Origin of the sequence: Pelagimonas sp., from assembly GCF_050633425.1 — a bacterium.
Classification (GTDB): domain Bacteria; phylum Pseudomonadota; class Alphaproteobacteria; order Rhodobacterales; family Rhodobacteraceae; genus Pelagimonas.
The window spans coordinates 46,471-67,977 of sequence record NZ_JBOEGM010000008.1; the positions used below are offsets into that span (position 1 = coordinate 46,471).

Below are 21,507 nucleotides of genomic sequence, written 5' to 3' on the forward strand. Positions count from 1 at the left end.
CATGATCGGTATAGGGCAGGGGCCTGCGATGAAAAGGTTCAAAAACGACGGGTTAGCCGCCTTGGTTTCCTATAGTAAACAAAATCCCCGATTGGAACCCCGCCTTGCCCAAGCGATTTGCCATTAAATCGCACTCCCCTCGGGTGGCTTGGCCAGGCGCGGTGCCGTAAACGGTGTCGGTCCAAGCCCCTCAGCCCGTTGCGCGGCCTGTGTCGCGGCGCGTTGCTCCAAATTCTGAACCACCCTGTGCAGCCCCGGATAGGCTCCGAGTTCAAACCAATCTGGCCGGACTTGCGGATAGAGCGCGCACCACCGCAAGCAACACGCCACATAGTAGTCAAAAACCGAGACCTCTGCGCCCCCAAACCAGCGATGCCCAGCCTGGGCCTGATGCTCCAAAAGCTGTAAATGCCCGGCCAAAACCGTTTGCATATGCGCCCGTAACAGCGCTTGATCCGCAGATGTATCGCCAAGGTATTTTTCGGGGTAAAACGTCATGCGCAACCCCGATTGCAGCGTATTTGACATGAAAAACAACCACTTCAAGAAGGCACCGCGATCCGCATCGCTTGGTGCCGGGCCCATCATGGCGTGCCGATCCACCAACCAAAGCGCAATCGCTGCGGTTTCAGAAATCGGTCCGTCTGGCGTCTCTAACGCGGGAATTTGTCCCGAAGGGTTTAGCTTCAAATAGGCCGCCCCGCGTTGCGCTTCGGCTTGGCGATCCACCAGACAGGTATCATAGGGCAGGCCCATTTCCTCCAGTATCAACCGGATGATCAGGGACGCATTGTCGGGCGCATAGTGCAATATCAGGTCAGCCATAGGGCAACGATAGGGGGCTTTGCCGCGCCGGTCTGCCCGAATACGCCGCCTCATCACGTAAAAACGCACTGCCGCATCACGATCCTGCTCGCGCAAATGTGTGCACCGGTCGCTTGCCTGCCCGCCAGCCGCGCGCGCATTCTTGACCAAAGGAGACACCCCATGACCGCACCCATCAACACAGGTATGAACAGACGCCGCTTTTTCACCGCCCTCAGCGCTGCTGTCACAGCAACCCTGGCCTCCCGCCCCGCCTGGGCCGCGCAATACGAAGTCACCCGGAGCGATGCTCAATGGCGCGCCATGCTGAGCAATCTGCAATACAAGGTCATGCGCGCCGAGGGCACCGAACGCGCCTTTTCCTCGCCGCTCAATGATGAAAAACGCACAGGCACCTTTACCTGCCGTGGTTGTGATCTGGCGCTGTATGCCTCAAAAGACAAATTCGACAGCGGCACCGGTTGGCCCTCGTTTGTCCGGTCGATCCCCAATGCCATTGGCACCAAAACCGACCGCAAATTGTTCATGACCCGCACCGAATGCCATTGCCGTCGCTGCGGCTCTCATCTGGGTCATATCTTCGATGATGGCCCGGCCCCAACCGGCAAGCGCCACTGTATCAATGGCGTCAGTTTGAAATTCGTCGCGGCGTGATTGCGAATCCGATCCGGCAACACGCCCCTCGCACGCGCAACGGGCCCCGAGGCATAATAAACCTGGGACCCGTATCCGTGAGTGGTTGCAACTAGCTTGGGGGGACGTTGCGTCCTGTCATCTGAGTAGCACAACCGTCGCGTGTGTGTCTATCGCGAATTTCGCATATGCGGGTCACCTTTTCCCGCGCCAAGGTGCTCTCAACAGGCGCTAGGGCGCAACCACCTCTCTTTCAACACAAAAACGGCCCCGAAAGTCAGGGCCGTTTCACTTTATCTGCAAAAAGATAATCTACTTAAAGCTGCGGCTGTCTTTGATCTGGTCCCAGGCCCAAACCACCTCTTGCAGCTGATCTTCCTGACTACGATCGCCGCCATTCATGTCGGGATGCAGCACTTTGATCAGCTTCTTATAGGCTTTTCGGATCTCAGCCTTGGTCATCGTGTCCTTGGCTTCAAGTATATCAATTGCCTTGCGTTCGGTGGGCGGCAATTTGCGCCCTGCGCCACCGGCCTTACCGGGATTGCGCGTGGCATTGTCGCCCAAAACCTGATGCGGATCCTCAATTCCAAGCCGCGCCCAGGCCTTGGCCTCGGGGTCGCGGAAATCCTTGGTTTTGCGTTCCCACACCTTGTCCGCACTTTCCTGCGCGTTCATTTCCGCTTCGGTTTTGCCATCGAAAAAGCTCCATTTGGCGTTATATTCACGCACATGGTCTTTGCAAAACCAGAAAAAATCGTCCAGCACGTCCGGCGCTTTGGGGGCTCTGAATTTGCCCGGCTCGTCGCAACCGTCATGTTCGCACACCCGCGTAGATGTGACTTGTTCCCCTGTCATGCCCTTACGACCGCGTGGATTTTTCTTCTTCGCGGACTTGATCGACATGTCGAAACCAAAAGGATCATCTTTGCTCATCGGGCACCTCTTCTCGACTCGGACGCCAGAGTTTAGACTAATCTCAGCAATATTACAGGGGGCGAGAGGCCAAAAATGTCCAAACCGGCAGAAATTTACAAACGGTTGAACGATTCATTATCACCCACAACCATAGATGTAAGGAACGACAGCGCACAACACGGCGGTCATGCCGGGGATGATGGCTCAGGAGAGAGCCACTTTCACGTCACTTTGCGAAGCCCTGCCTTTGAAGGCAAGACGCGCATCGCCCGTCACCGTATGGTGCATCAGGCGCTGGGGGCCGATCTGGTGGCCTCCATTCACGCGTTATCTCTTGATTTGGATGTGTGATCCCAACAGGCCATCGCAGCACATGAAAAGAGGGCGGGCCGTAAATCGGCCACGCCCTCAAACTGATACTAAAAACGGATCAAATCCCCCCAACGGGTTCACTTTAACAATCACTCGTACATCACAGCTCCGCGAAATGCCGGAACACGGGTTGAGTACTCATCCCCGGTAACACTTTCTTAACATTTTCGTATGTTTTTCGTCAGTCAGGGATTCCTTACCCAAGGTAAGTTTTCACCGAATATTCCGCCAAATCATCACTGAACTGGCGGGCACCGACAGGGGCGGTCTTTATCAGATCACAACCGAAGCAGAACTTCGTCCAACAGGCGTTTGGCGACTGGCGTCAGGGGGCGCAAATCGTTCAACAGCACCAAAAAGGGCGGCACAACAATGTCTTCCTCAAGGTCCAAGATCGCCATCCCGGCGTTTTTGCGGGCCAGCGATTCCGCCACTTCTCGGGTTTGGGGGGATATAACGTGGGAGCTGGAATTCATACTCAGCGCCACCAAAAGCGATGAGCTGTTTGTAACCTTGGTCGGGATGGGCAAGCTGTTGGCCAGAAACACTTGTTCAAGCGCCTTGCGAATGGGGGACCCCGGTTCCTGGACCACAAATTCATGGGCCAGGGTATCGGCCAGCGATACTTTCCGCCCGGCCAAGGGGTGATCGGCCCCCACCAGCATGCGCACTTGTTCGGTGCGACCGGGGTGGGCCTGAAGCGGTTGAAGTTCGGTTTCTGATTCGACGCGGGCCAGCACAAAATCAAACCGGCCTTCCTGCAATCCACGGACCAGTTCAACCGACGGGGCCACTTCGATTGTCGGTCGAATGTCGGGGGCTTGTTCGCGCAGGCGTGTCAATGCCGGCACCAAAACACCGGCGGCGGGGCCCGTCACCGAGCCGACGCAGACCGCCCCGGACTGACCGGCTTGTTGCTTGGTGATATTGTCGGCCAGCGCGTCCAATTCCGAGAGGATAAAACGGGCGTGGCGCAAAAAGGTTTCGCCCAATGGGGTGGGGATCATGCCGCGCGGTTGCCTGTAAAACAGCGGGTTGCCGATGCCGATCTCGATTTCTGACAGCACCCGCGAGGCAGCGGGTTGTGACATGCCCGTGCTGGTGGCGGCAAGCTGAAGCTTGCCGCTGTCCATAATCGCGAGGATCAATCTGAGATGTGACGGTTTGAGCCGTTGGACAAAGTTGACATGCATGGCGGGGGTGTCCGAGTGGGGTGTCCGATTTTTGACATATCTAATCTGGTATGTCTGGCGACTGTATTTGCATTAGTATGATATGTCCACACCGTCTAAGCTGTGCAAATGGGAGGCTGCGCCATAGGAGAGGCGCAGACCACAGAGGAGGATCCCACAATGCTAAAAACTATTCTGGTGAGCACCGCGCTGGTAACAAGCCTGGCCACAGCTGCATTTGCCGAAGGCACGGTTGGCATTGCAATGCCAACCAAATCATCCGCGCGTTGGATTTCGGATGGCGAATCCATGGTTCAGCAATTCCAAGACGCTGGCTATGAGACGATCTTGCAATATGCTGAAGATGACATTCCAAACCAGCTGGCGCAAATTGAAAACATGATCACCAATGGTGTTGATGTGCTGGTGATTGCGGCGATTGATGGCACAACCCTGTCGAACGCGCTGGAAAATGCCAGCTATGCCGGCATCGAAGTCATCGCCTATGACCGGTTGATCCGCGACAGTGGCCATGTGAGCTACTATGCCACCTTCGACAACTTCAAAGTTGGCGTCCAGCAGGCTGAAACCCTGGTTGACGGTCTGGCTGCACGCTTTGGCGATGGCCCTTATAACGTTGAGCTGTTTGGCGGTTCGCCTGACGACAACAACGCCTATTTCTTCTATGATGGCGCGATGTCGGTTTTGCAGCCCCTGATCGACAGCGGCAAAGTCTCTGTTGTTTCGGGCCAAATGGGCATGGACACAGTCGGCACCCTGCGTTGGGATGGTGCTGTGGCGCAGGCCCGTATGGATAACCTGTTGTCCGCACATTACACCGATGCACAGGTCCACGGCGTCTTGTCTCCCTATGATGGTTTGTCGATCGGCATCTTGTCGTCGCTCAAAGGCGTTGGCTATGGGTCTGCTGACTCACCTATGCCGATTGTAACAGGCCAGGATGCCGAAGTTCCTTCGGTCAAATCCATCCTCGCAGGCGAACAATACTCAACAATCTTCAAAGACACGCGCGAATTGGCCCGTGTAACGGTTGGGATGGTTGAGGCTGTTTTGTCGGGTGGCGAGCCCGAAATCAATGACACCGAAACCTACAACAACGGCGTTAAAATCATCCCATCCTACCTGCTTGAGCCTCTCAAGGTGACGGGCGAAAACTGGGAAGAGCGCCTGATCGACACAGGTTACTACACCAAAGATCAGATCGAGTAATCTCTGTCTGACCCTTCGCGCAGGCCGGATCGCCTATGAACCGGCCTGCCATTTTGCGGGCAACAACAGCCTGCTGTCTTAAATTTCAGGATACTGCCATGCTGGATACGCTGCTGGAAATGCGGTCCATCACTAAAACATTCCCGGGGGTCAAGGCGCTCGATGATGTATCGCTTCGTGTAAAAACCGGTGAAATTCACGCGATTTGCGGTGAAAATGGTGCCGGTAAATCAACCCTGATGAAGGTGCTGTCAGGGGTCTACCCGTCGGGCAGCTATGACGGCGAAATTCACTATGACGGCGATATCGCCGCGTTTCGGGACATCACCGACAGTGAAGCGCGCGGCATTATCATCATCCATCAGGAACTTGCCCTTGTCCCGCTTTTGTCGATTGCCGAAAACCTGTTCTTGGGCAACGAAAACGCCAAAAACGGGGTCATCGACTGGCGCGAGACCAATCACCTGACCGAGAGCCTGCTGCGCAAAGTCGGGATCAGCGATCCGCCCACCACCTTGATCGACAAGCTGGGGGTCGGCAAACAACAGCTGGTCGAAATCGCCAAAGCGCTGGCCAAAGACGTGCGCCTGCTCATTCTCGATGAGCCGACCGCCGCCTTGTCCGAAGCCGACAGCGAAGCGCTGCTTGAACTGATGCTTGAGCTCAAAGCCCAAGGCATGACCCAGATCATCATCAGCCACAAACTCAACGAAGTCCGCAAAATCGCGGATACGGTCACCGTGATCCGCGACGGTCAGTCCGTCAGCAGCTTTGACGCCGCCGAAGGGATCACCGAAGACCGGATCGTCCGCGATATGGTGGGGCGGTCGATGGAAAACCGCTATCCGCACCGCACGCCCAAAATTGGCGAGCGTATCATGCGGGTGTCCAATTGGTCGGTCCACCATCCCGAACATTCCGACCGTCAGGTCATCCGCAATGTCGACTTTGACGTGTGCGCCGGTGAAGTGGTTGGGATCGCAGGGCTGATGGGTGCCGGTCGGACAGAATTGGCCATGTCGATCTTTGGGCAATCCTGGGGGCAGGGCATCACTGGCGAGGTTCACATGCACGGCAGACGCGCCGATGTGTCCAGCGTCGATCGCGCCATTGCGGCCGGGCTGGCCTATGTGACCGAGGACCGCAAAAGCCTTGGGCTGATCCTTGAGGATACGGTACAGCGCAACATCACGCTCGCCAATCTGCCCGAGGTCTCCAACGGTTCGGTCATCAGCGAACATGCCGAAACCCGAGTGGCTGAAAAATATCGCAAAGATCTCGCCATCCGCACGCCGGGTGTGTTCCAGAAAACCGTCAACCTCTCTGGGGGCAACCAACAAAAGGTCGTCTTGTCCAAATGGTTGTTTGCCGGCCCCGAAGTGTTGATCCTGGATGAGCCAACACGCGGTATCGACGTTGGCGCGAAATACGAAATCTACGGGTTGATCAACGATCTGGCTGCCGCTGGCAAAGCCGTCGTGATGATCTCGTCTGAAATGCCTGAACTGCTGGGGATGTGTGATCGCATCTACATCATGAATGAGGGGGCCTTTCTGGGCGAAATGCCCGCAGCAGAGGCCACCCAAGAGCGCATCATGTCGCTCATTGTGAACGAATAAGGAACCCAAGCCATGAGCACAGCCGACCCATCTCCGGCGCGCCAAGATAACAGCACCGGTATCGGTGCCTATCTCGCGGCCCACATGCGTGAATACGGACTATTGTTCGCGTTGATCGCCATTATGGTGTTTTTTCAAATCATGACGGGCGGCACTTTGCTGCGCCCGATCAACCTGACCAACCTCTTGCTTCAAAACAGTTATATCGTGATCATGGCGCTTGGCATGCTGATCGTGATCGTGGCCGGACATATTGACTTGTCGGTTGGCTCGGTCATGGGGTTTGTCGGGGCCCTTGCGGCGGTGATGGTGGTCAATTGGGATGTGCCCATTGCGGTCACCATGGTTGTCTGCGTGGTTGTTGGGGCCGTGATTGGCGGGGCCCAGGGCTATTGGATCGCCTATTGGAAAATCCCTTCCTTTATTGTGACCCTGGCTGGCATGCTGGTGTTTCGCGGCCTGTCTTTGTGGTTGCTCGAAGGGCAATCTGTTGGTCCGTTTCCGCGTGAATTTCAGGTGATCGCGACCGGGTTTGTTCCTGATGTTCTGCCCGGCGGTCCGGCTCTTGCGAGCGGTCTTGGCGTGCGCAATTTCAATGTCTTGGCCTTTTGCGTCGGGATAATTGCCGCCAGCTGGGTGGTGTGGTCCGGTCTGCGCCAACGCGCTCGTAACCTTGCCTATGGTATCGAAGATGAGCCGCGCGGTTTCTTTATCGCACGGACGGCGATCATCGCGCTGACCCTGGTCTTTTTGCTCTACAAACTGGCCACCTTCCGGGGCATGCCCAATGTGTTGCTCACCATGGGTGTCTTGACGATCATCTATGCATTCCTGACTGAACGCACGGTTCTGGGACGTCGGATTTATGCGCTTGGTGGCAATGTCAAAGCCGCAAAGCTGTCGGGGATCAAAACCGAACGTCTGACCTTCCTCGCCTTTGTGAACATGGGGATTTTGGCAGCGATTGCCGGGCTGGTCTTTGCCGCGCGGCTCAACACTGCAACGCCCAAAGCCGGGTTCGCGCTTGAGCTGGATGTGATTGCGGCGGTCTTTATCGGCGGGGCCTCCATGTCGGGGGGCGTTGGTAAGATTGTTGGCGCGGTTGTCGGGGCCTTTTTGATGGGCGTCTTGAACAACGGCATGTCGATCATGGGCATCGGGATTGATTACCAGCAAATGATCAAAGGGCTCGTGCTTCTCGCGGCGGTGATCTTTGACGTCTATAACAAGAATAAGGGCTAAGGGTATGACGTTTAAACCCGCCAAATGGCCCCGCCGTCTGAGATCTCAGGAATGGTATGAGGGCTCCAGCCGTGACGTGATTTACCATCGCGGATGGATGAAAAATCAGGGCTTGCCCCATGATATGTTCGACGGGCGCCCGATTATCGGCATCCTGAACACATGGTCCGATCTGACCCCGTGCAATGGCCATCTGCGCGAACTGGCCGAAAAGGTCAAAGCAGGCATCTATGAGGCCGGGGGGTTCCCGGTTGAGGTGCCGGTGTTTTCGGCCTCCGAGAACACCTTTCGCCCCACGGCGATGTTATATCGCAACCTCGCGGCCATGGCGGCAGAAGAAGCCATACGTGGTCAGCCGATGGATGGCTGTGTCTTGCTGGTGGGCTGCGATAAAACCACCCCAAGCCTGATGATGGCGGCGGCCTCCTGTGATCTGCCCTCCATCGTTGTCACCGGCGGGCCGATGCTCAATGGCTATTTCCGCGGTGAGCGGGTCGGATCAGGCACGCATTTGTGGAAATTCTCCGAGGCGGTCAAAGCCGGAGAGATGACCCAAAGCGATTTTCTCGAGGCCGAAGCCTCCATGTCGCGCTCGACGGGGACCTGCAACACCATGGGCACCGCCAGCACCATGGCGAGCATGGCCGAAGCCTTGGGCATGTCTTTGTCCGGCAACGCCGCGATCCCCGCCGTTGACAGCCGCCGCCGGGTGATGGCGCAGCTCTCGGGGCGTCGCATCGTGCAGATGGTCAAGGATGATCTCAAACCCTCTGATGTCATGACAAAATCGGCCTTCGAAAACGCGATCCGCACCAATGCCGCCATCGGCGGTTCCACCAATGCTGTGGTGCATCTTCTGGCGCTGGCCGGGCGCGTTGGCCTTGATCTGACCCTGGACGATTGGGACAGGTGTGGTCGCGACGTGCCGACTGTTGTCAACCTCATGCCGTCGGGCAAATACCTGATGGAAGAGTTCTTTTATGCCGGTGGTTTACCGGTTGTCCTCAAACGGCTGGGCGAGGCGGACATGCTGCACAAAGACGCGCTGACCGTGTCTGGTGGTCCCATCTGGGACGAGGTCAAAGATGTGCTCAACCACAATGAAGACGTGATCCTACCTGCCGATCGCGCCTTGACCAGTTCCGGTGGCATTGTTGTGCTGCGGGGCAATCTTGCGCCGCTGGGGGCGGTTCTGAAACCCTCTGCTGCCTCGCCGCATTTGATGTCGCACCGGGGCCGTGCCGTCGTGTTCGAAGACATCGACGACTACAAAGCCAAGATCAATGACGACGCCCTCGACATTGATGAAACCTGCATCATGGTCCTCAAAAACTGTGGTCCCAAAGGCTATCCCGGCATGGCCGAGGTCGGCAATATGGGCCTACCGCCCAAGGTGCTCAAAAAGGGTGTGACCGATATGATCCGCATCTCGGATGCGCGTATGTCGGGCACCGCCTATGGCACCGTCATCCTGCACACCTCTCCCGAAGCGGCCACGGGCGGACCTCTGGCTGTGGTGCGCGACGGCGATATGATCGAGGTAGACGTGGAAAACCGCCGCCTGCATCTGGATATTTCCGACCAGGACCTTCAAGACCGGCTGTCGAACTGGCAACCGACCCATGACATCGCCGCCTCAGGCTATGCGATGTTGCATCAGACCCATGTTAAGGGCGCTGACACCGGGGCCGATCTGGACTTCTTGACCGGGTGTCGGGGCTCTGCCGTTGGAAAGGACAGCCATTGATGAAACTCGGGCTCGTCGGCATCGGTAAGATTGCCTTGGATCAACATGTACCTGCCATCACGGACAGCGCCGATTGGGAACTCGCCGCAACCGTAAGCCGAAACGGATCTGTCGAAGGCGTCAGCGCCTTTGATGATCTGCAACTGATGCTGGACACGCGCCCAGACATCCGGGTGGTGTCACTGTGCTTGCCGCCGGTGCCGCGCTTTGCCTATGCCATGCAAGCGCTTGAAGCCGGGCGTCACGTGATGCTGGAAAAACCGCCCGGCGCAACGCTGGCCGAAAGCCATGCGCTGCTGGCCAAGGCCCATGAAAAAGGCGTGTCGATCTATGCGACCTGGCATTCGCGTCAGGCTGATATGGTCGCTGCCGCCAAAACCTGGCTGTCAGACAAGACCCTGGAGTCACTTCATATAACCTGGAAGGAAGATGTCCGGCGGTGGCATCCCGGCCAAGCCTGGATCTGGGAACCAGGTGGGCTTGGCGTCTTTGATCCGGGCATCAATGCGCTCTCGATCCTGACCGAGATTTTGCCCCATGACATTCACGTGTCCGCGGCAACGCTCGAAGTCCCCGAGAATTGCCAAACACCGATTGCGGCGCAGATCAGCTTTGAACACCCGCAGGGGGCCAAGGTCTCGGCCGATTTCGATTGGCGTCAGGAGGGGCCGCAAACCTGGTCCATCGAGGCCAAAACACCCGACGGAACGCTCATCCTGTCGGATGGCGGGGCCAAATTAGAGCTGGACGGAGTCCAGATCGGAACCGCATCCGCCTTGGCGGGCGAATACCCACGGCTCTATGCCCAGATGGCGCGCCTCGTCGGACAGGGCGGGGTCGATATGGACCTGCGCCCAATGACCTTGGTCTGCGATGCGTTCACGCTTGGGCGTCGCCTGACCGTTGCGCCTTTTCTTCCGTAAAACCTCACCAGTCACTCCCCAAAACACTCACTCCCAAACGCGTATCTACTCTTCGAACAAGGAAACCTCACCATGCAGCCTTTGACCGGCATTCTGCCCGTGGCCCCAACCCCGTTTCACGAGTCCGGCGAAGTCGACCAAGACGGCATGCGCCGGGTGCTTGATTGCGTGATCGACCAAGGCGTTGATGCGATCTGCATTCTGGCCAACTATTCCGAACAATTTGTGCTCTCCGATGAAGAGCGGGCGCTCTTGACGCGCCTGTCCTTGGAACATGTCGCAGGTCGGGTGCCGGTGATCGTGACGGTCAGTCATTTCAGCACCCAAATCGTTGTGGATCGCGCCCGCGAAGCCGAACAAATGGGCGCGGGCATGCTGATGATGATGCCGCCCTATCACGGCGTCGGATTGGTCCCCTCCGAGGTCGGCATTTTCGAACATTTCGCGGCTGTGTCCGATGCGATTTCCATTCCAATCATGGTTCAGGACGCGCCGCTTTCTGGCGTGACCCTCTCGGTGCCGCTGTTGGTCCGCATGGCCAAAGAGATCGCCAATGTCAGCTATTTCAAAATGGAAATGCCCTTTGCCGCTGATAAGCTCGCGGCGTTGATCGAGGCGGGCGGTGATGACATTATTGGCCCCTTTGACGGCGAAGAGGCGGCGACATTGCTTGCCGATCTCGACGCGGGCTGTACCGGCACCATGACCTCGGTGCTTCAGCCCGAGTTGATCCGCCCCATCGTTATGGATTACCTCGCCGGCGATGTGGACAGCGCTTTGGCCCAGTGGCAATCGGCGCTGCCGCTGATCAACCACGAAAACCGGCAATGCGGGCTGCGGGCGGCAAAAACGGTGATGAAACATGGCGGGGTGATTGCCTCGGATCATGTGCGCCATCCGCTCAAGCCGATGTCCGACCGGACCCGCGACCGCTTGTTGCAATTGGCCGCCGAACGCGACCTGATCGCGCTGCGCTGGGGCAAGTAAGGTTTTGCGCTGATCTCAGCGCAACCTTCGTTTCCAGAGCCTTCGAAAAACCAGCGGCGTTGCGCCTTTTGACAGGTGCCGCCGCTTCAGGACGTTTAACGTCCTGACAGATTTACGTCCTGACAGATGTCGCAGTTGCTGCCAGATTCGCACTTGCTGCCAGACAAGGCGACGCGGGCAAAGTCTTGCCCCATATCGGGGTGAATTAACCTTTCCAAAGGCAAATTTACCTAAAATTCGGGTGGTCTGCTCTGGTGTTGGGAAGGGCGGGGGCAAACTCCCCCAAACACAGCGGGAATCAGACAGATTGCTCGCAAGGTCCAAGGTTTGGCGCAAATTCCCCTCGGGGTAATCCCCCCCAAACGCGCCGCTTTTTGTACCGATTGCCCCTGTTGCAATGCAAACGCCCGGTCCGTTACCGGCACCGGGCGTTGTCTTAACCTGTCACAGGAGGGGCCAAGAGAGCGCCCCGCCATGTCGCATCAGATTGGATTATTCGGCCAGTTTGGCCGCCACGATCTGGTTGACCGCTTTGGGATTGGCTTTGCCGCCCGTCGCTTTCATCACCTGACCAACAAACCAACCCGCAAGCTTCGGATTTTGTTTGGCTTTTTCGACCTGAGCCGGGTTCGCTGCGATGATTTCATCCACGGCGGTTTCAATCGCACCGGTGTCTGTCACCTGCTTCATACCGCGTTCTTCGACGATATTTTCAGGGTCGCCGCCTTCGGTATAAACGATCTCAAACAGGTCTTTGGCGATCTTGCCAGAAATCGCGTCCGATTTGATTAGTTTAATGATTCCAGAGAGTTGCTCAGGGCTCACCGGGCTTTCTGTGATGTCGTGGTCTTCTTTTTTCAGGCGGCCAAACAGTTCGTTGATCACCCAGTTGGCGCTCAGCTTGCCATCCCCGGAATCGCCTGCGACTTTCTCAAAGAAATCGGCGCTCTCGGTTTCCGCTGTCAGAACAGACGCATCATATTCGGACAGTCCGAAGTCATTGACAAAGCGTGCTTTTTTCTCGTCCGGCAGTTCAGGGAGCGAGGCGGCAATGTCATCAACCCAGGCCTGTTCGATCTCCAAAGGCAGCAGATCGGGGCAGGGGAAATAGCGGTAATCATGCGCTTCTTCCTTAGACCGCATCGACCGCGTCTCTCCCTTATCAGGGTCATACAAACGCGTCTCTTGCTCCACTTCGCCACCGGCTTCAACGATCTTGATCTGGCGCTCGGCCTCGATCATTATCGCTTGCTGGATAAAGCGCATAGAGTTCATGTTTTTGATTTCGCAACGGGTGCCGAGGTGCGAAAAGTCTTGTGTTTCCATGTACTTCTCGAACTGACCGGGGCGGCAGATCGACACGTTCACATCGGCGCGCATATTGCCGTTTTGCATGTTGCCATCGCAGGTCCCAAGGTAGCGCAGGATCTGGCGCATCTTGCCGACATAGGCCGCCGCTTCTTCGGGGCCACGGATGTCTGGGCGCGAGACGATTTCCATCAGCGCAACACCGGTCCGGTTCAGATCGACAAAGGACATATGCGGATCCATGTCATGGATCGACTTGCCGGCATCCTGTTCGATGTGGATACGCTCAATGCGCACACGGCGCGCAATGCCGGGTTCCATATCGACGATGACTTCGCCTTCGCCGACAATCGGATGATATAGCTGGGAAATTTGGTATCCCTGCGGCAGATCGGGGTAGAAATAGTTCTTGCGGTCAAAGGCAGATTTCAGGTTGATTTCCGCCTTGAGCCCCAAGCCCGTACGCACCGCTTGTTCGACGCAATATTCATTGATCACGGGCAGCATACCGGGCATGGCCGCGTCCACAAAGGCAACGTTGGAATTTGGCTCAGCCCCAAATTTTGTCGATGCGCCCGAGAACAATTTCGCATTGCTCGCGACCTGCGCATGCACCTCCATGCCGATGACCAGTTCCCAGTCATACTTGGCCCCGGCGATAACCTTGGGCTTTGGGGTGTCAAATGTCAGGTCCAGCATGGCGATCCTCGGCTCTCATGGAATGAAGCAGGGAATACGCCATGGTTGAACAGGGGGCAAGTGCTGGGCTGCGCTCAATCTGCTTTGTGAAGCTGCAATCCGTCCGGGGTAAAGACCAAGCGACGTCCGGCATCCAAAGCGGGGGCAAAATGTTGGGCGATACTGCCAATGGCACGGGTTGTGCCGAGCTTGTTCAGATCAACATCGTCGCCTGGTGACATAATGGGTTTGCCGGGAACGGGGGCCAGGGCCCATACCTGCGGATGCAATTCGCGTAGGTGGTCCTGCAAAATCCAACTAATGCAGTCCATAACCCGCATACGAGAGCTGTTACATTCGCTTGGCGCTGCAACGGTGAGACCGCAAAACGCCGCCAGAACATTTGCCATGTGCTGGGATGGATGACGGCCGAGGATGTCATGCAAGCCTTCGACAAAAAGTTCGGGATCCAGACGCCGAAAGGGGGATGGATCAAACTGCAAAGCCCCCATAAACACCCAACTATACGCACCGGCCCCCCAAATATCCCTGAGTTGGGCCACTTTGCGCCGGGCTTGAATGTCCAACAATTCGAGCGTGCCATAGCTGCGCGGCAGCAGGTTTCGCCCTAAGGCCAACAGGTGGGACGGATTGTGAGGATCAAGATCAATCAGATCTTCGAAGTCATCGGCGACACGTTGGGCCGGGCAGGGGTCAGTCTCCAGAACCGAACACCGGACCTGCGCCCACAAGGGCGAGTCGTTTTCAAATGGGTCGAACCGGTCAGCAAGCTCTGCGGCGGCCCGGATATGGCTGTCGAACGCGTCTCGGCGCTGCGGCGCAAGGTCGCGCGCCCGTGATGCACCACGCCAAAGCATGGAAATGTCGACATGCGCCATGGCCAATATATAGGACAAAGCCGGATCGTCGGGCATGTCTTCGAAATTGGCTTCGAGCGATGCCAGAATAACCCGCGCTTTTTGCGGGTCGCCCTTTTGGGCCGCGACTTGGACGGCGGTCGTAATGTCAGATCGTGCCCCCTTGGCCATGATCTGAGCAACAGACATCAGCCCAGGGGTAAGCAGGCGGCTTTGTTCAGCGGCGCGCATTTCCACGGCAAGGTCTTCCCAAGCGTCTTGACGCGCTAGGAACTGTCCACGTTTAAAAGCTTTTTCCTGAGCTTGAGCTTCGGGCGCTGGATCGCGGACTGGGATCTCAACACGTGGCCGTAGGGGAACGACCTCACTGGCATAGGCCGGCGCGGGTTGCTCATTTTGGGGCATAGAATCGTGAGACAATAAGCCCTGTACCGCGCGGAGGGCGGCAAATTTTTCTGTTAGAATTCGCATGGTGGCAGCATGTTGGTCCTTGTTACAGACCTTAATGTGACCGGGGTTTGCGGCTAAATCGGGGCATCAAAGAGGTTTGACGCAGGCGTGTTCCCGGTCATTGCGCGGCCAAGAGCCGATATTGCAAACGCAGTGTTGCGCGTTTGAGAACGACCACAAGCCTTGCGCGAATCTTCTGACTGGGGCACCTATCTAAACCATGTTGCGTGCTGCCATTCTTTTCACGCTTCTTGCGGCGCAAGCCACTGCCAACCCCGGTCCAACCCCGCTGGAATCTGCTCCCGTGGGGGATACTGCTGTTGCTGCTGTGCCCTCGAAGCTCGCTGTGACTGCCTCTCTGCGCCCTGTGGCGCGGCGGGTGGTTCGTCCGTTGCCAAATGCCCGCTGGGGAAGCAAAGGGGGCCGTGCAAGCTGGACCCGTGCGATCCAAACCAGTTTGCGCAGTCATGCCTCGGTGCTGACCGAAATCACTCCGCGTGACATTGCCGCCTATTGTCCGGCCTACCCAAGTGCGAGCCGCGAACAGCGCGAAGATTTCTGGGTTGGGCTGGTGTCTTCACTTGCTTGGCACGAAAGTACACATCGCCCGCACGCGGTGGGTGGCGGTGGTTTGTGGTATGGGTTGGTTCAGATCCTGCCCGACACCGCACGGCGCTATAAGTGCAAGGCCCGCAGCGGTCAGGCGCTCAAGAATCCAGAAGACAATCTATCATGTGCCATGCGCATCATGGCGGTGACGGTGCCGCGCGATCAGGTGATCAGTGAAAACTGGCGTGGTGTGGCTGCGGATTGGGGTCCATTTCATTCGTCGCGCAAGCGCAATGACATGAAGGAATGGACGCGCAAACAGGACTATTGCATTGGGTTGTCAAGCTCATTGCGCCCGGTTGCGCGACCAGATGGCATTGGCCCTGATCCGATCCGACCACAGGCACGTCCCTTTGAGATGCAAGGGCCCAAGCCTGTTCCCGCGCTCGAAGCGGTGAATCTCGACCCGGCGCAGATCATCAGCGAAGGCTGACCCGCGACCTATCGCACCGAGATTATAAGTGCGGTTTTAAGTGCGGCTGGGCCGCCGTGTGGCATCGACAAGCGAAACGGCAGGAGCCTTGCGCCCGGCAAGCGCCAGAGTCGCGCGCCGAAGCATTGCAATACCGTCTTCAGACTTGGCGGGAAGCGAGGCGGCGGAGATCGGCTCGCCCACGGTGATCTGAAACGGTTGGTGCGCTTTGTTCAATGTTTCATGGAACAGGGTGATGTCGCGCAATGTCGGATGGATGCGGTCAAACAGATAGAACATCACCGAATTGCGGGCGCGGATATGCACCGGGATCACCGGCAGACCGAATTTGCGTGCAATCATCGCCGCCGAGGCCATCCACGGGCGCTCATGCAGGCTTAGCCCCGAGCGTTTGGCCAGGCGCCCAGAAGGAAAGATCACCCCAAGACGCCCCTCATCGACGGCTTGACGTGTATAGGCCATGGTCTGGCGGGTCTTGCCGTGACTGCGTTTTTCCTTGCGCCATTCCACCGGGGCAATCATCGCCTGCATCTGTGGCAGAACCCGCATGATGTCATGATTGGCAAAGTAATAAATATCGGGGCGAACCTGACGCAGAATGTGGTTCAAAACGATGCCATCTGCGATCCCGGTCGGGTGATTGGACACGATCAAGGCCGGACCAAAGCCTGGCAGATTGTGCAAACCGGTGGCCTGCACATCACGTGCGAGAAGATCGCCCAGCGATGTCATGATTTGATCGGCGCTCATATCTTGGAGCGTTTCACCAATCGCCAATGTGCGTTCATAACGCAAAAGCGCATTCAGAGCAGAACGAACCAATCTGGTGTCTAGGCGGTCCTGGAACAGCCATGGCGCACGCTCTTGGATAAGCGGGTCAATACGATGTTTCATCCGATACTGATGGGGGGGAATCAGTGACAGGCGTGTGACAGTTTGAAGGTGGCTGTCAGGTGAGGGCGATCATACACCAAGATCACACGCCAAAATCACACGCCAAAATCACACGATAATATCACTGGCCAAGCTCAGAGGCCAAAATGATGCCGGGTCACCGCGATTTCGCGCGCGCGCAAGGCGGTTTCAAGCTGTCCGTGTGGCGGCACACAGTCTTGGGGCAGGACAATGCGTTTGCCTTGGGCCTGGATTTTGACCCGTACCGACAGATCAAGCCGGGTTTCCAGCCGGACATGATCAATTTTGTTCAGAGCAATGTCACCGCTGCGCCGCCCCGATTGCCATGACATCATCTTATCGGTCAGCTCAAACCAAGCCTGTTTGGCGCTGGCAAATTCATAGGCGGCGGGCAGGGTGGGGAGAAAGAGCGCCACCATGATCCACGGGGCCGCATTGAGTTTGGCCCAAAGCAGCACAAGCACCAGCCACACAACAAGCAAAACCAATGCGGCTTTGAGGGATCGACCAGAGGATCGAAACTCAAGCGGCTGAGGAGGATCAGCACCGGTTTGGGGACCGGACGTGTTCACCGCCCCCCCGTGACATCCATGATGGTGCGGGTGACATAGCTGGCGCGGTCGGACAACAGCCAAAGGATCGCTTCGGCGACCTCATCGGCAGTGCCGGGTCGGCCCATCGGGGGCGTGTGACCGATTTGGTCCAAACGATCCGGGGCACCGCCCTTGGCGTGAATCGCCGTTTCAATCAGGCCGGGGCGGATGGCATTGACGCGAATACCCTCGGCGGCCACTTCTTCGGCCAGCCCCAAAGTCATCGTTTCAACAGCCCCCTTTGAGGCGGCGTAATCCACATACATATGCGGCGAGCCAAGACGCGCCGAGGCGGAGGACACATTGACCATCGCGCCGCCCTTGTCCCAAGCGCGCATCAGCAACAGGCATTGGCGCGCAACTTCTAGTGCCCCAAACACATTGACCCCAAAGACCTGCGCCACGCGATCTGGGGTCAGATCGGCGAAACTGGCGGTGGGGGCCGTGATGCCAGCGTTATTGACCAGCCCGATTTTGCCGGGTTTCAGCTCGGAAATCTTGGCGAACATCTTTTCTATCGCCTTGGGTTTTGAAACATCCGCCTGCAGCAAATAGGCCTGAGCCCCCATGCTTTCGACCATAGCGGCGGTGTCTTCGGCCCCGTCTTTGTCGCGGCCATAATGCACAACAACCCGCGACCAGCCGTTAAAACCGGCCATGCGGGCCGTGGCCGCGCCAATGCCCGCGCTGGCTCCGGTGACGATCAGCAGGTCGCTCATCTGATTTTGAACGCGCTGCTGATATCCTCAAGCGCATCTTTTTGTTTTTGACTCAGGCTGCCTGAGCCTGCTTCTGAGACCATTTTGATCACCTCCATAACCGGTGCAAATCCCTGTGTGCTTTGCAGTTTGTAGAGCTTGCGGGCCAATCGTGAAACGGCTTGGTCCGGTGTTCCGCATTCGCTCACCATCCAGCGCCCCAAAACGCCCAGTTCTTCGGCATCTTGCAGCGGGACGTTTGCGACACGCGACACGGCACTGGTCAGGGCCAAGCGCTGTTCGCGGGTTGGCAAATCGTCCAGTTCTACAAATGCGGACCCAAGGCTGGCCAAGGCGATATTGGGGTCTTCGATGGCTTCGACCGGATGGATGTTGGTCTTGCGAGTAAAGCCAAATCGCCGGGCCGCAAGGCGCACATCATTGGCCGCATCCAAAACTTCGCCGGCCATATCCGCCGCGCCGCGCGCCCGGATCACAAAGAAATATATGGCGGCAATCGCGCCTAAAGCGGCTATAATAAACGGCATAAACTCAAACTCCTGCACCTGAATGCCGCCATTTTGGCGTGGCGGCACATCAGGTGCAAGGGCGTTTAGCTGGCCAATATTCGGCTGACCATTTCGCTGACATCCCGGCTTAGATTTGGCTTGGCCATGATCCGGTCCAACTGGGTTTTGATCAATGCCTGACGGCCCGCATCATACCGCTTCCATGTCTGAAATGCGCTGCACATCCGGGCGGTGGTTTGCGGGTTCTTGTCATCAAGTTTGATCAACCAATCGGTGAGCAACGCATAGGCGCGGCCCGACACATGATGGAAGGCTGCGTGGTGCATGGCCAATGCGCCAAAGACTGCGCGGAACCGGTTCGGGTTTTGCCAGTCAAAGTCGGGGTGCGCGACCAATGTGTCGACCCGATCAATCGCTTGTTCCGGGGCCGAGGCGCTGACTTGGAGGCCGAACCATTTGTCCAACACCAAGCGGTCATTCTTCCACTGATCGTAGAAGTGACCAAGCGCGGGGTCTTCCTGACCGGCGCGCACCAGATTGGCGAGCGCAGAGAGCTGAAGCGTCATGTTATCCGCGGCCTGATATTGGGCTTGCGCCGCTGCGCCGCCATCAAGCCGCCGTGTCAGACCCAGCATTGCAGCGCCTAATGAGCGCTTGCCTGATTGATCTGCATTGGGTTTGTAGGGCGCGGTGACATTCGAGGCTTGGGTCAGTTCCGGCAAGAAGGCCTGCCAGCGTTCTGCCATGGCTTGGCTGAGTTGATCCTGAGCGTCCCAAATTGCCTGTGGGTCCGGTGTGACACCGTTTTCATGCAGCAGCTGAGCCATTTCAGCCGCCGTCGGCCCAGAGAGCATCAAAGCGCGATAGGCGGGGTCAAGCGTGCTGTCGCGCAACACTTTTTCCAACCCATCCAACCAAGCCGCATCCGGGGCAGCCCCATCGCGGATCATTGCAAGCAGGCAATCACGGGCCAAGCTTCGCGAAGCTTCCCAACGGTTAAAGGGATCGCTGTCATGGGCAAGCAGGAAGGCGCGGTCGACATCATGCGTGAGCACAACCGGCGCTGAAAATCCGCGCAACACCGAGGCAACAGGGCGGGCCGACAGCCCCTCAAAGGCGAAGCTTTGCTCCGCTTCGGTCAGTTCAAGAACCTGCGTCTCCAACACTTCATCGCCATTCGGACCAATCAAACCAACCGCCACCGGAATGACATAGGGCTCTTTGACATCCTGACCGGGGGAGGGGGGCGTTTTTTGCGACAGGGTCAGGGTAAAGGTGCCGTCTTCCCAAGTCTCAGAGACATCCACAAACGGTGTGCCCGCTTGCGAATACCAGCGTTTGAACTGCGCCAGATCGCGCCCGGTGCTGTCTTCAAACACCTTGAGCCAGTCTTCGATGGTCGCCGCGTCGCCATCATGGCGATCAAAGTAGAGGTCAACGGCCTTGGCATAGGCGTCATCGCCAACCAAGGTCTTGAGCATGCCGATGACCTCAGCGCCTTTCTCATAAACCGTAGCCGTATAGAAGTTGTTGATTTCCTGAAAGCTTTCGGGGCGTACGGGATGTGCCAAGGGCCCTTGGTCTTCGGGGAACTGACGGGCGCGCAATTGGATCACATCTTCGATCCGTTTGACCGGAGCCGAGCGTAGGTCTGAGGTGAATTGCCCATCGCGGAACACCGTCAGACCCTCTTTCAGACAGAGCTGAAACCAATCGCGACAGGTGATGCGGTTGCCGGTCCAATTGTGGAAATATTCATGGGCAATAATGGCTTCGATCCGCTCAAAATTGCCATCAGTTGACGTTTCGGGCGAGGCCAAGACGCAAGATGAATTGAAAACGTTTAGGCCCTTGTTCTCCATCGCGCCCATGTTGAAATCGTCGACCGCAACGATATTGAAAATGTCGAGATCATATTCGCGACCATAGACCTCTTCGTCCCATTTCATCGAGGCGATCAGAGCTTCCATACCAAAGGCGCATTTGCCCTCATCACCGGGGCGGACATAGATGTTCAGCGCGACATCCTTGCCGGACATGGTTTTGAACGCGCCGGGGTGGTTGACCAAATCGCCGGCAACCAAGGCAAATAAATAGGCGGGCTTGGGCCATGGGTCATGCCATTCGGCCCAGCCATCGCCCTGGCCCTTAAGGTTGCCGTTCGACAGCAACACCGGCATCTCACCCTCAACGCGGGTGGTGAACACGGCCATCACATCGGGGCGGTCCGGGTAAAAGGTGATCTTGCGAAAGCCTTCGGCCTCGCATTGGGTGCAATACATGCCGCTCGACATATAGAGCCCTTCTAAGGCGGTATTGGCCTCGGGGGCGATTTCAACTTCGCATTCCCACAAAAATGGCCCCGAGGGCACATCGCAGCGCAGGCCGTGCGCATCCACCTGAGGCGAGACCACCTCGCCATTGATGGACGCGCGGATCAAATTCACCTCTTCGCCATGCAGGAAAAACTCTTGCGCCGGGGCGTCGGGATTGGGGGCGAAATGGATTTTTGACACCACGCGCGTCGCGCCGGGCGACAGGTGGAAGGTGAGATGCACATCTTCGATCTGCCAGCCAAAAGCAGTGTAATCTTTGAGATATATGGTCTCTGGGGTGATTTGGGGGCTCGCGTCTTTCATGACATCCTCACGGGGCAAAACTTGTTAAGCGCGAGCCTACGCCGCCCCCAAAGACACTGCAACCAAGGCAGGGCCTTCATCGTGTCAAATAACCAGAAAAGCGCGCGA

The 21,507-nt window shown here is 57.3% G+C and carries 19 protein-coding genes; 9 read left to right on the top strand and 10 right to left on the bottom strand.

Annotated elements, in window-relative coordinates; translation table 11 throughout:
- Window positions 1-123: 123 nt before the first annotated feature.
- A complete protein-coding gene (locus tag ACRBB0_RS05780) occupies window positions 124-825 on the bottom strand; it encodes a glutathione S-transferase family protein (protein ID WP_431373919.1) in 702 nt (233 codons plus the stop codon).
- Window positions 826-1,011: 186 nt separating this feature from the next.
- On the opposite strand from ACRBB0_RS05780, the gene msrB reads away from it, so the two are divergent.
- A complete protein-coding gene (gene msrB, locus ACRBB0_RS05785; protein ID WP_431373920.1) occupies window positions 1,012-1,479 on the top strand; it encodes a peptide-methionine (R)-S-oxide reductase MsrB in 468 nt (155 codons plus the stop codon).
- 291 nt (window positions 1,480-1,770) lie between these two features.
- Here msrB and ACRBB0_RS05790 read toward each other — a convergent pair whose 3' ends face one another.
- Window positions 1,771-2,394, bottom strand: a complete 624-nt coding sequence (locus tag ACRBB0_RS05790; RefSeq protein ID WP_431373460.1) for a J domain-containing protein — start codon at window positions 2,392-2,394, stop codon at window positions 1,771-1,773.
- A 75-nt stretch (window positions 2,395-2,469) separates the two neighbouring features.
- Between ACRBB0_RS05790 and ACRBB0_RS05795 the strand changes: the two genes are divergently transcribed.
- On the top strand, window positions 2,470-2,727 hold the full coding sequence (locus ACRBB0_RS05795) for a BolA family protein (RefSeq protein WP_431373461.1): 258 nt from the start codon (window positions 2,470-2,472) through the stop codon (window positions 2,725-2,727).
- A gap of 299 nt (window positions 2,728-3,026) precedes the next feature.
- On the opposite strand, the gene ACRBB0_RS05800 is transcribed toward ACRBB0_RS05795, so the two are convergent.
- Window positions 3,027-3,941: a LysR family transcriptional regulator gene (locus tag ACRBB0_RS05800; RefSeq protein WP_431373462.1), complete on the bottom strand. Its 915-nt coding sequence runs from the start codon at window positions 3,939-3,941 to the stop codon at window positions 3,027-3,029.
- A 159-nt stretch (window positions 3,942-4,100) separates the two neighbouring features.
- Here ACRBB0_RS05800 and chvE point away from each other — a divergent pair, with 159 nt between their 5' ends.
- The 6 genes from chvE to ACRBB0_RS05830 all read left to right on the top strand — a co-directional run bounded on the left by chvE (window position 4,101) and on the right by ACRBB0_RS05830 (window position 11,668).
- A complete protein-coding gene (chvE, locus tag ACRBB0_RS05805) occupies window positions 4,101-5,150 on the top strand; it encodes a multiple monosaccharide ABC transporter substrate-binding protein (RefSeq protein WP_431373463.1) in 1,050 nt (349 codons plus the stop codon).
- 101 nt (window positions 5,151-5,251) lie between these two features.
- A complete protein-coding gene (gene mmsA / locus ACRBB0_RS05810) occupies window positions 5,252-6,769 on the top strand; it encodes a multiple monosaccharide ABC transporter ATP-binding protein (protein ID WP_431373921.1) in 1,518 nt (505 codons plus the stop codon).
- Between the two features lie 12 nt (window positions 6,770-6,781).
- Complete coding sequence (gene mmsB / locus ACRBB0_RS05815; RefSeq protein WP_431373464.1) at window positions 6,782-8,011, top strand: multiple monosaccharide ABC transporter permease; 1,230 nt, start codon at window positions 6,782-6,784, stop codon at window positions 8,009-8,011.
- 4 nt (window positions 8,012-8,015) lie between these two features.
- Window positions 8,016-9,758, top strand: a complete 1,743-nt coding sequence (gene araD / locus ACRBB0_RS05820) for an L-arabinonate dehydratase (RefSeq protein WP_431373465.1) — start codon at window positions 8,016-8,018, stop codon at window positions 9,756-9,758.
- On the top strand, window positions 9,758-10,681 hold the full coding sequence (locus ACRBB0_RS05825; RefSeq protein WP_431373466.1) for a Gfo/Idh/MocA family protein: 924 nt from the start codon (window positions 9,758-9,760) through the stop codon (window positions 10,679-10,681). The genes araD and ACRBB0_RS05825 overlap by 1 nt, the downstream gene beginning before the upstream one ends.
- 72 nt (window positions 10,682-10,753) lie before the next feature.
- Window positions 10,754-11,668 carry a dihydrodipicolinate synthase family protein gene (locus ACRBB0_RS05830; protein ID WP_431373467.1) on the top strand — a complete coding sequence of 305 codons (915 nt, stop codon included), beginning with the start codon at window positions 10,754-10,756 and terminating at the stop codon, window positions 11,666-11,668.
- A gap of 492 nt (window positions 11,669-12,160) precedes the next feature.
- On the opposite strand, the gene gatB is transcribed toward ACRBB0_RS05830, so the two are convergent.
- The gene (gatB, locus tag ACRBB0_RS05835; protein WP_431373468.1) at window positions 12,161-13,675 is read right to left on the bottom strand and encodes an Asp-tRNA(Asn)/Glu-tRNA(Gln) amidotransferase subunit GatB; all 1,515 of its coding nucleotides are present in this window, start codon (window positions 13,673-13,675) and stop codon (window positions 12,161-12,163) included.
- Window positions 13,676-13,749: 74 nt separating this feature from the next.
- Complete coding sequence (locus ACRBB0_RS05840) at window positions 13,750-14,937, bottom strand: hypothetical protein (protein WP_431373469.1); 1,188 nt, start codon at window positions 14,935-14,937, stop codon at window positions 13,750-13,752.
- A gap of 391 nt (window positions 14,938-15,328) precedes the next feature.
- Between ACRBB0_RS05840 and ACRBB0_RS05845 the strand changes: the two genes are divergently transcribed.
- Complete coding sequence (locus ACRBB0_RS05845) at window positions 15,329-16,024, top strand: transglycosylase SLT domain-containing protein (RefSeq protein WP_431373470.1); 696 nt, start codon at window positions 15,329-15,331, stop codon at window positions 16,022-16,024.
- 36 nt (window positions 16,025-16,060) lie between these two features.
- Here ACRBB0_RS05845 and ACRBB0_RS05850 read toward each other — a convergent pair whose 3' ends face one another.
- From ACRBB0_RS05850 to pepN, 5 genes are all read right to left on the bottom strand, one after another.
- On the bottom strand, window positions 16,061-16,918 hold the full coding sequence (locus ACRBB0_RS05850; RefSeq protein ID WP_431373471.1) for a 1-acyl-sn-glycerol-3-phosphate acyltransferase: 858 nt from the start codon (window positions 16,916-16,918) through the stop codon (window positions 16,061-16,063).
- 134 nt (window positions 16,919-17,052) lie between these two features.
- Complete coding sequence (locus ACRBB0_RS05855) at window positions 17,053-17,511, bottom strand: hypothetical protein (protein ID WP_431373472.1); 459 nt, start codon at window positions 17,509-17,511, stop codon at window positions 17,053-17,055.
- Window positions 17,508-18,251: an SDR family oxidoreductase gene (locus tag ACRBB0_RS05860; protein ID WP_431373473.1), complete on the bottom strand. Its 744-nt coding sequence runs from the start codon at window positions 18,249-18,251 to the stop codon at window positions 17,508-17,510. The genes ACRBB0_RS05855 and ACRBB0_RS05860 overlap by 4 nt, the downstream gene beginning before the upstream one ends.
- Window positions 18,248-18,778 carry a hypothetical protein gene (locus ACRBB0_RS05865; RefSeq protein WP_431373474.1) on the bottom strand — a complete coding sequence of 177 codons (531 nt, stop codon included), beginning with the start codon at window positions 18,776-18,778 and terminating at the stop codon, window positions 18,248-18,250. Before ACRBB0_RS05865 ends, ACRBB0_RS05860 begins: the two co-directional genes overlap by 4 nt.
- Window positions 18,779-18,843: 65 nt before the next feature.
- Window positions 18,844-21,399, bottom strand: a complete 2,556-nt coding sequence (gene pepN / locus ACRBB0_RS05870) for an aminopeptidase N (protein WP_431373475.1) — start codon at window positions 21,397-21,399, stop codon at window positions 18,844-18,846.
- Window positions 21,400-21,507 lie beyond the last annotated feature (108 nt).

Coding starts and splice junctions, on each gene's coding strand:
- ACRBB0_RS05825 (WP_431373466.1), top strand. CDS start 9,758: ATGAAACTCGGGCTCGTCGGCATCGGTAAGATTGCCTTGGATCAACAT.
- ACRBB0_RS05850 (WP_431373471.1), bottom strand. CDS start 16,918: ATGAAACATCGTATTGACCCGCTTATCCAAGAGCGTGCGCCATGGCTG.
- gatB (WP_431373468.1), bottom strand. CDS start 13,675: ATGCTGGACCTGACATTTGACACCCCAAAGCCCAAGGTTATCGCCGGG.
- ACRBB0_RS05795 (WP_431373461.1), top strand. CDS start 2,470: ATGTCCAAACCGGCAGAAATTTACAAACGGTTGAACGATTCATTATCA.
- pepN (WP_431373475.1), bottom strand. CDS start 21,399: ATGAAAGACGCGAGCCCCCAAATCACCCCAGAGACCATATATCTCAAA.
- chvE (WP_431373463.1), top strand. CDS start 4,101: ATGCTAAAAACTATTCTGGTGAGCACCGCGCTGGTAACAAGCCTGGCC.
- ACRBB0_RS05840 (WP_431373469.1), bottom strand. CDS start 14,937: ATGCCCCAAAATGAGCAACCCGCGCCGGCCTATGCCAGTGAGGTCGTT.
- ACRBB0_RS05800 (WP_431373462.1), bottom strand. CDS start 3,941: ATGCATGTCAACTTTGTCCAACGGCTCAAACCGTCACATCTCAGATTG.
- mmsB (WP_431373464.1), top strand. CDS start 6,782: ATGAGCACAGCCGACCCATCTCCGGCGCGCCAAGATAACAGCACCGGT.
- araD (WP_431373465.1), top strand. CDS start 8,016: ATGACGTTTAAACCCGCCAAATGGCCCCGCCGTCTGAGATCTCAGGAA.
- ACRBB0_RS05860 (WP_431373473.1), bottom strand. CDS start 18,251: ATGAGCGACCTGCTGATCGTCACCGGAGCCAGCGCGGGCATTGGCGCG.
- ACRBB0_RS05830 (WP_431373467.1), top strand. CDS start 10,754: ATGCAGCCTTTGACCGGCATTCTGCCCGTGGCCCCAACCCCGTTTCAC.
- msrB (WP_431373920.1), top strand. CDS start 1,012: ATGAACAGACGCCGCTTTTTCACCGCCCTCAGCGCTGCTGTCACAGCA.
- ACRBB0_RS05865 (WP_431373474.1), bottom strand. CDS start 18,778: ATGCCGTTTATTATAGCCGCTTTAGGCGCGATTGCCGCCATATATTTC.
- ACRBB0_RS05790 (WP_431373460.1), bottom strand. CDS start 2,394: ATGAGCAAAGATGATCCTTTTGGTTTCGACATGTCGATCAAGTCCGCG.
- ACRBB0_RS05780 (WP_431373919.1), bottom strand. CDS start 825: ATGGCTGACCTGATATTGCACTATGCGCCCGACAATGCGTCCCTGATC.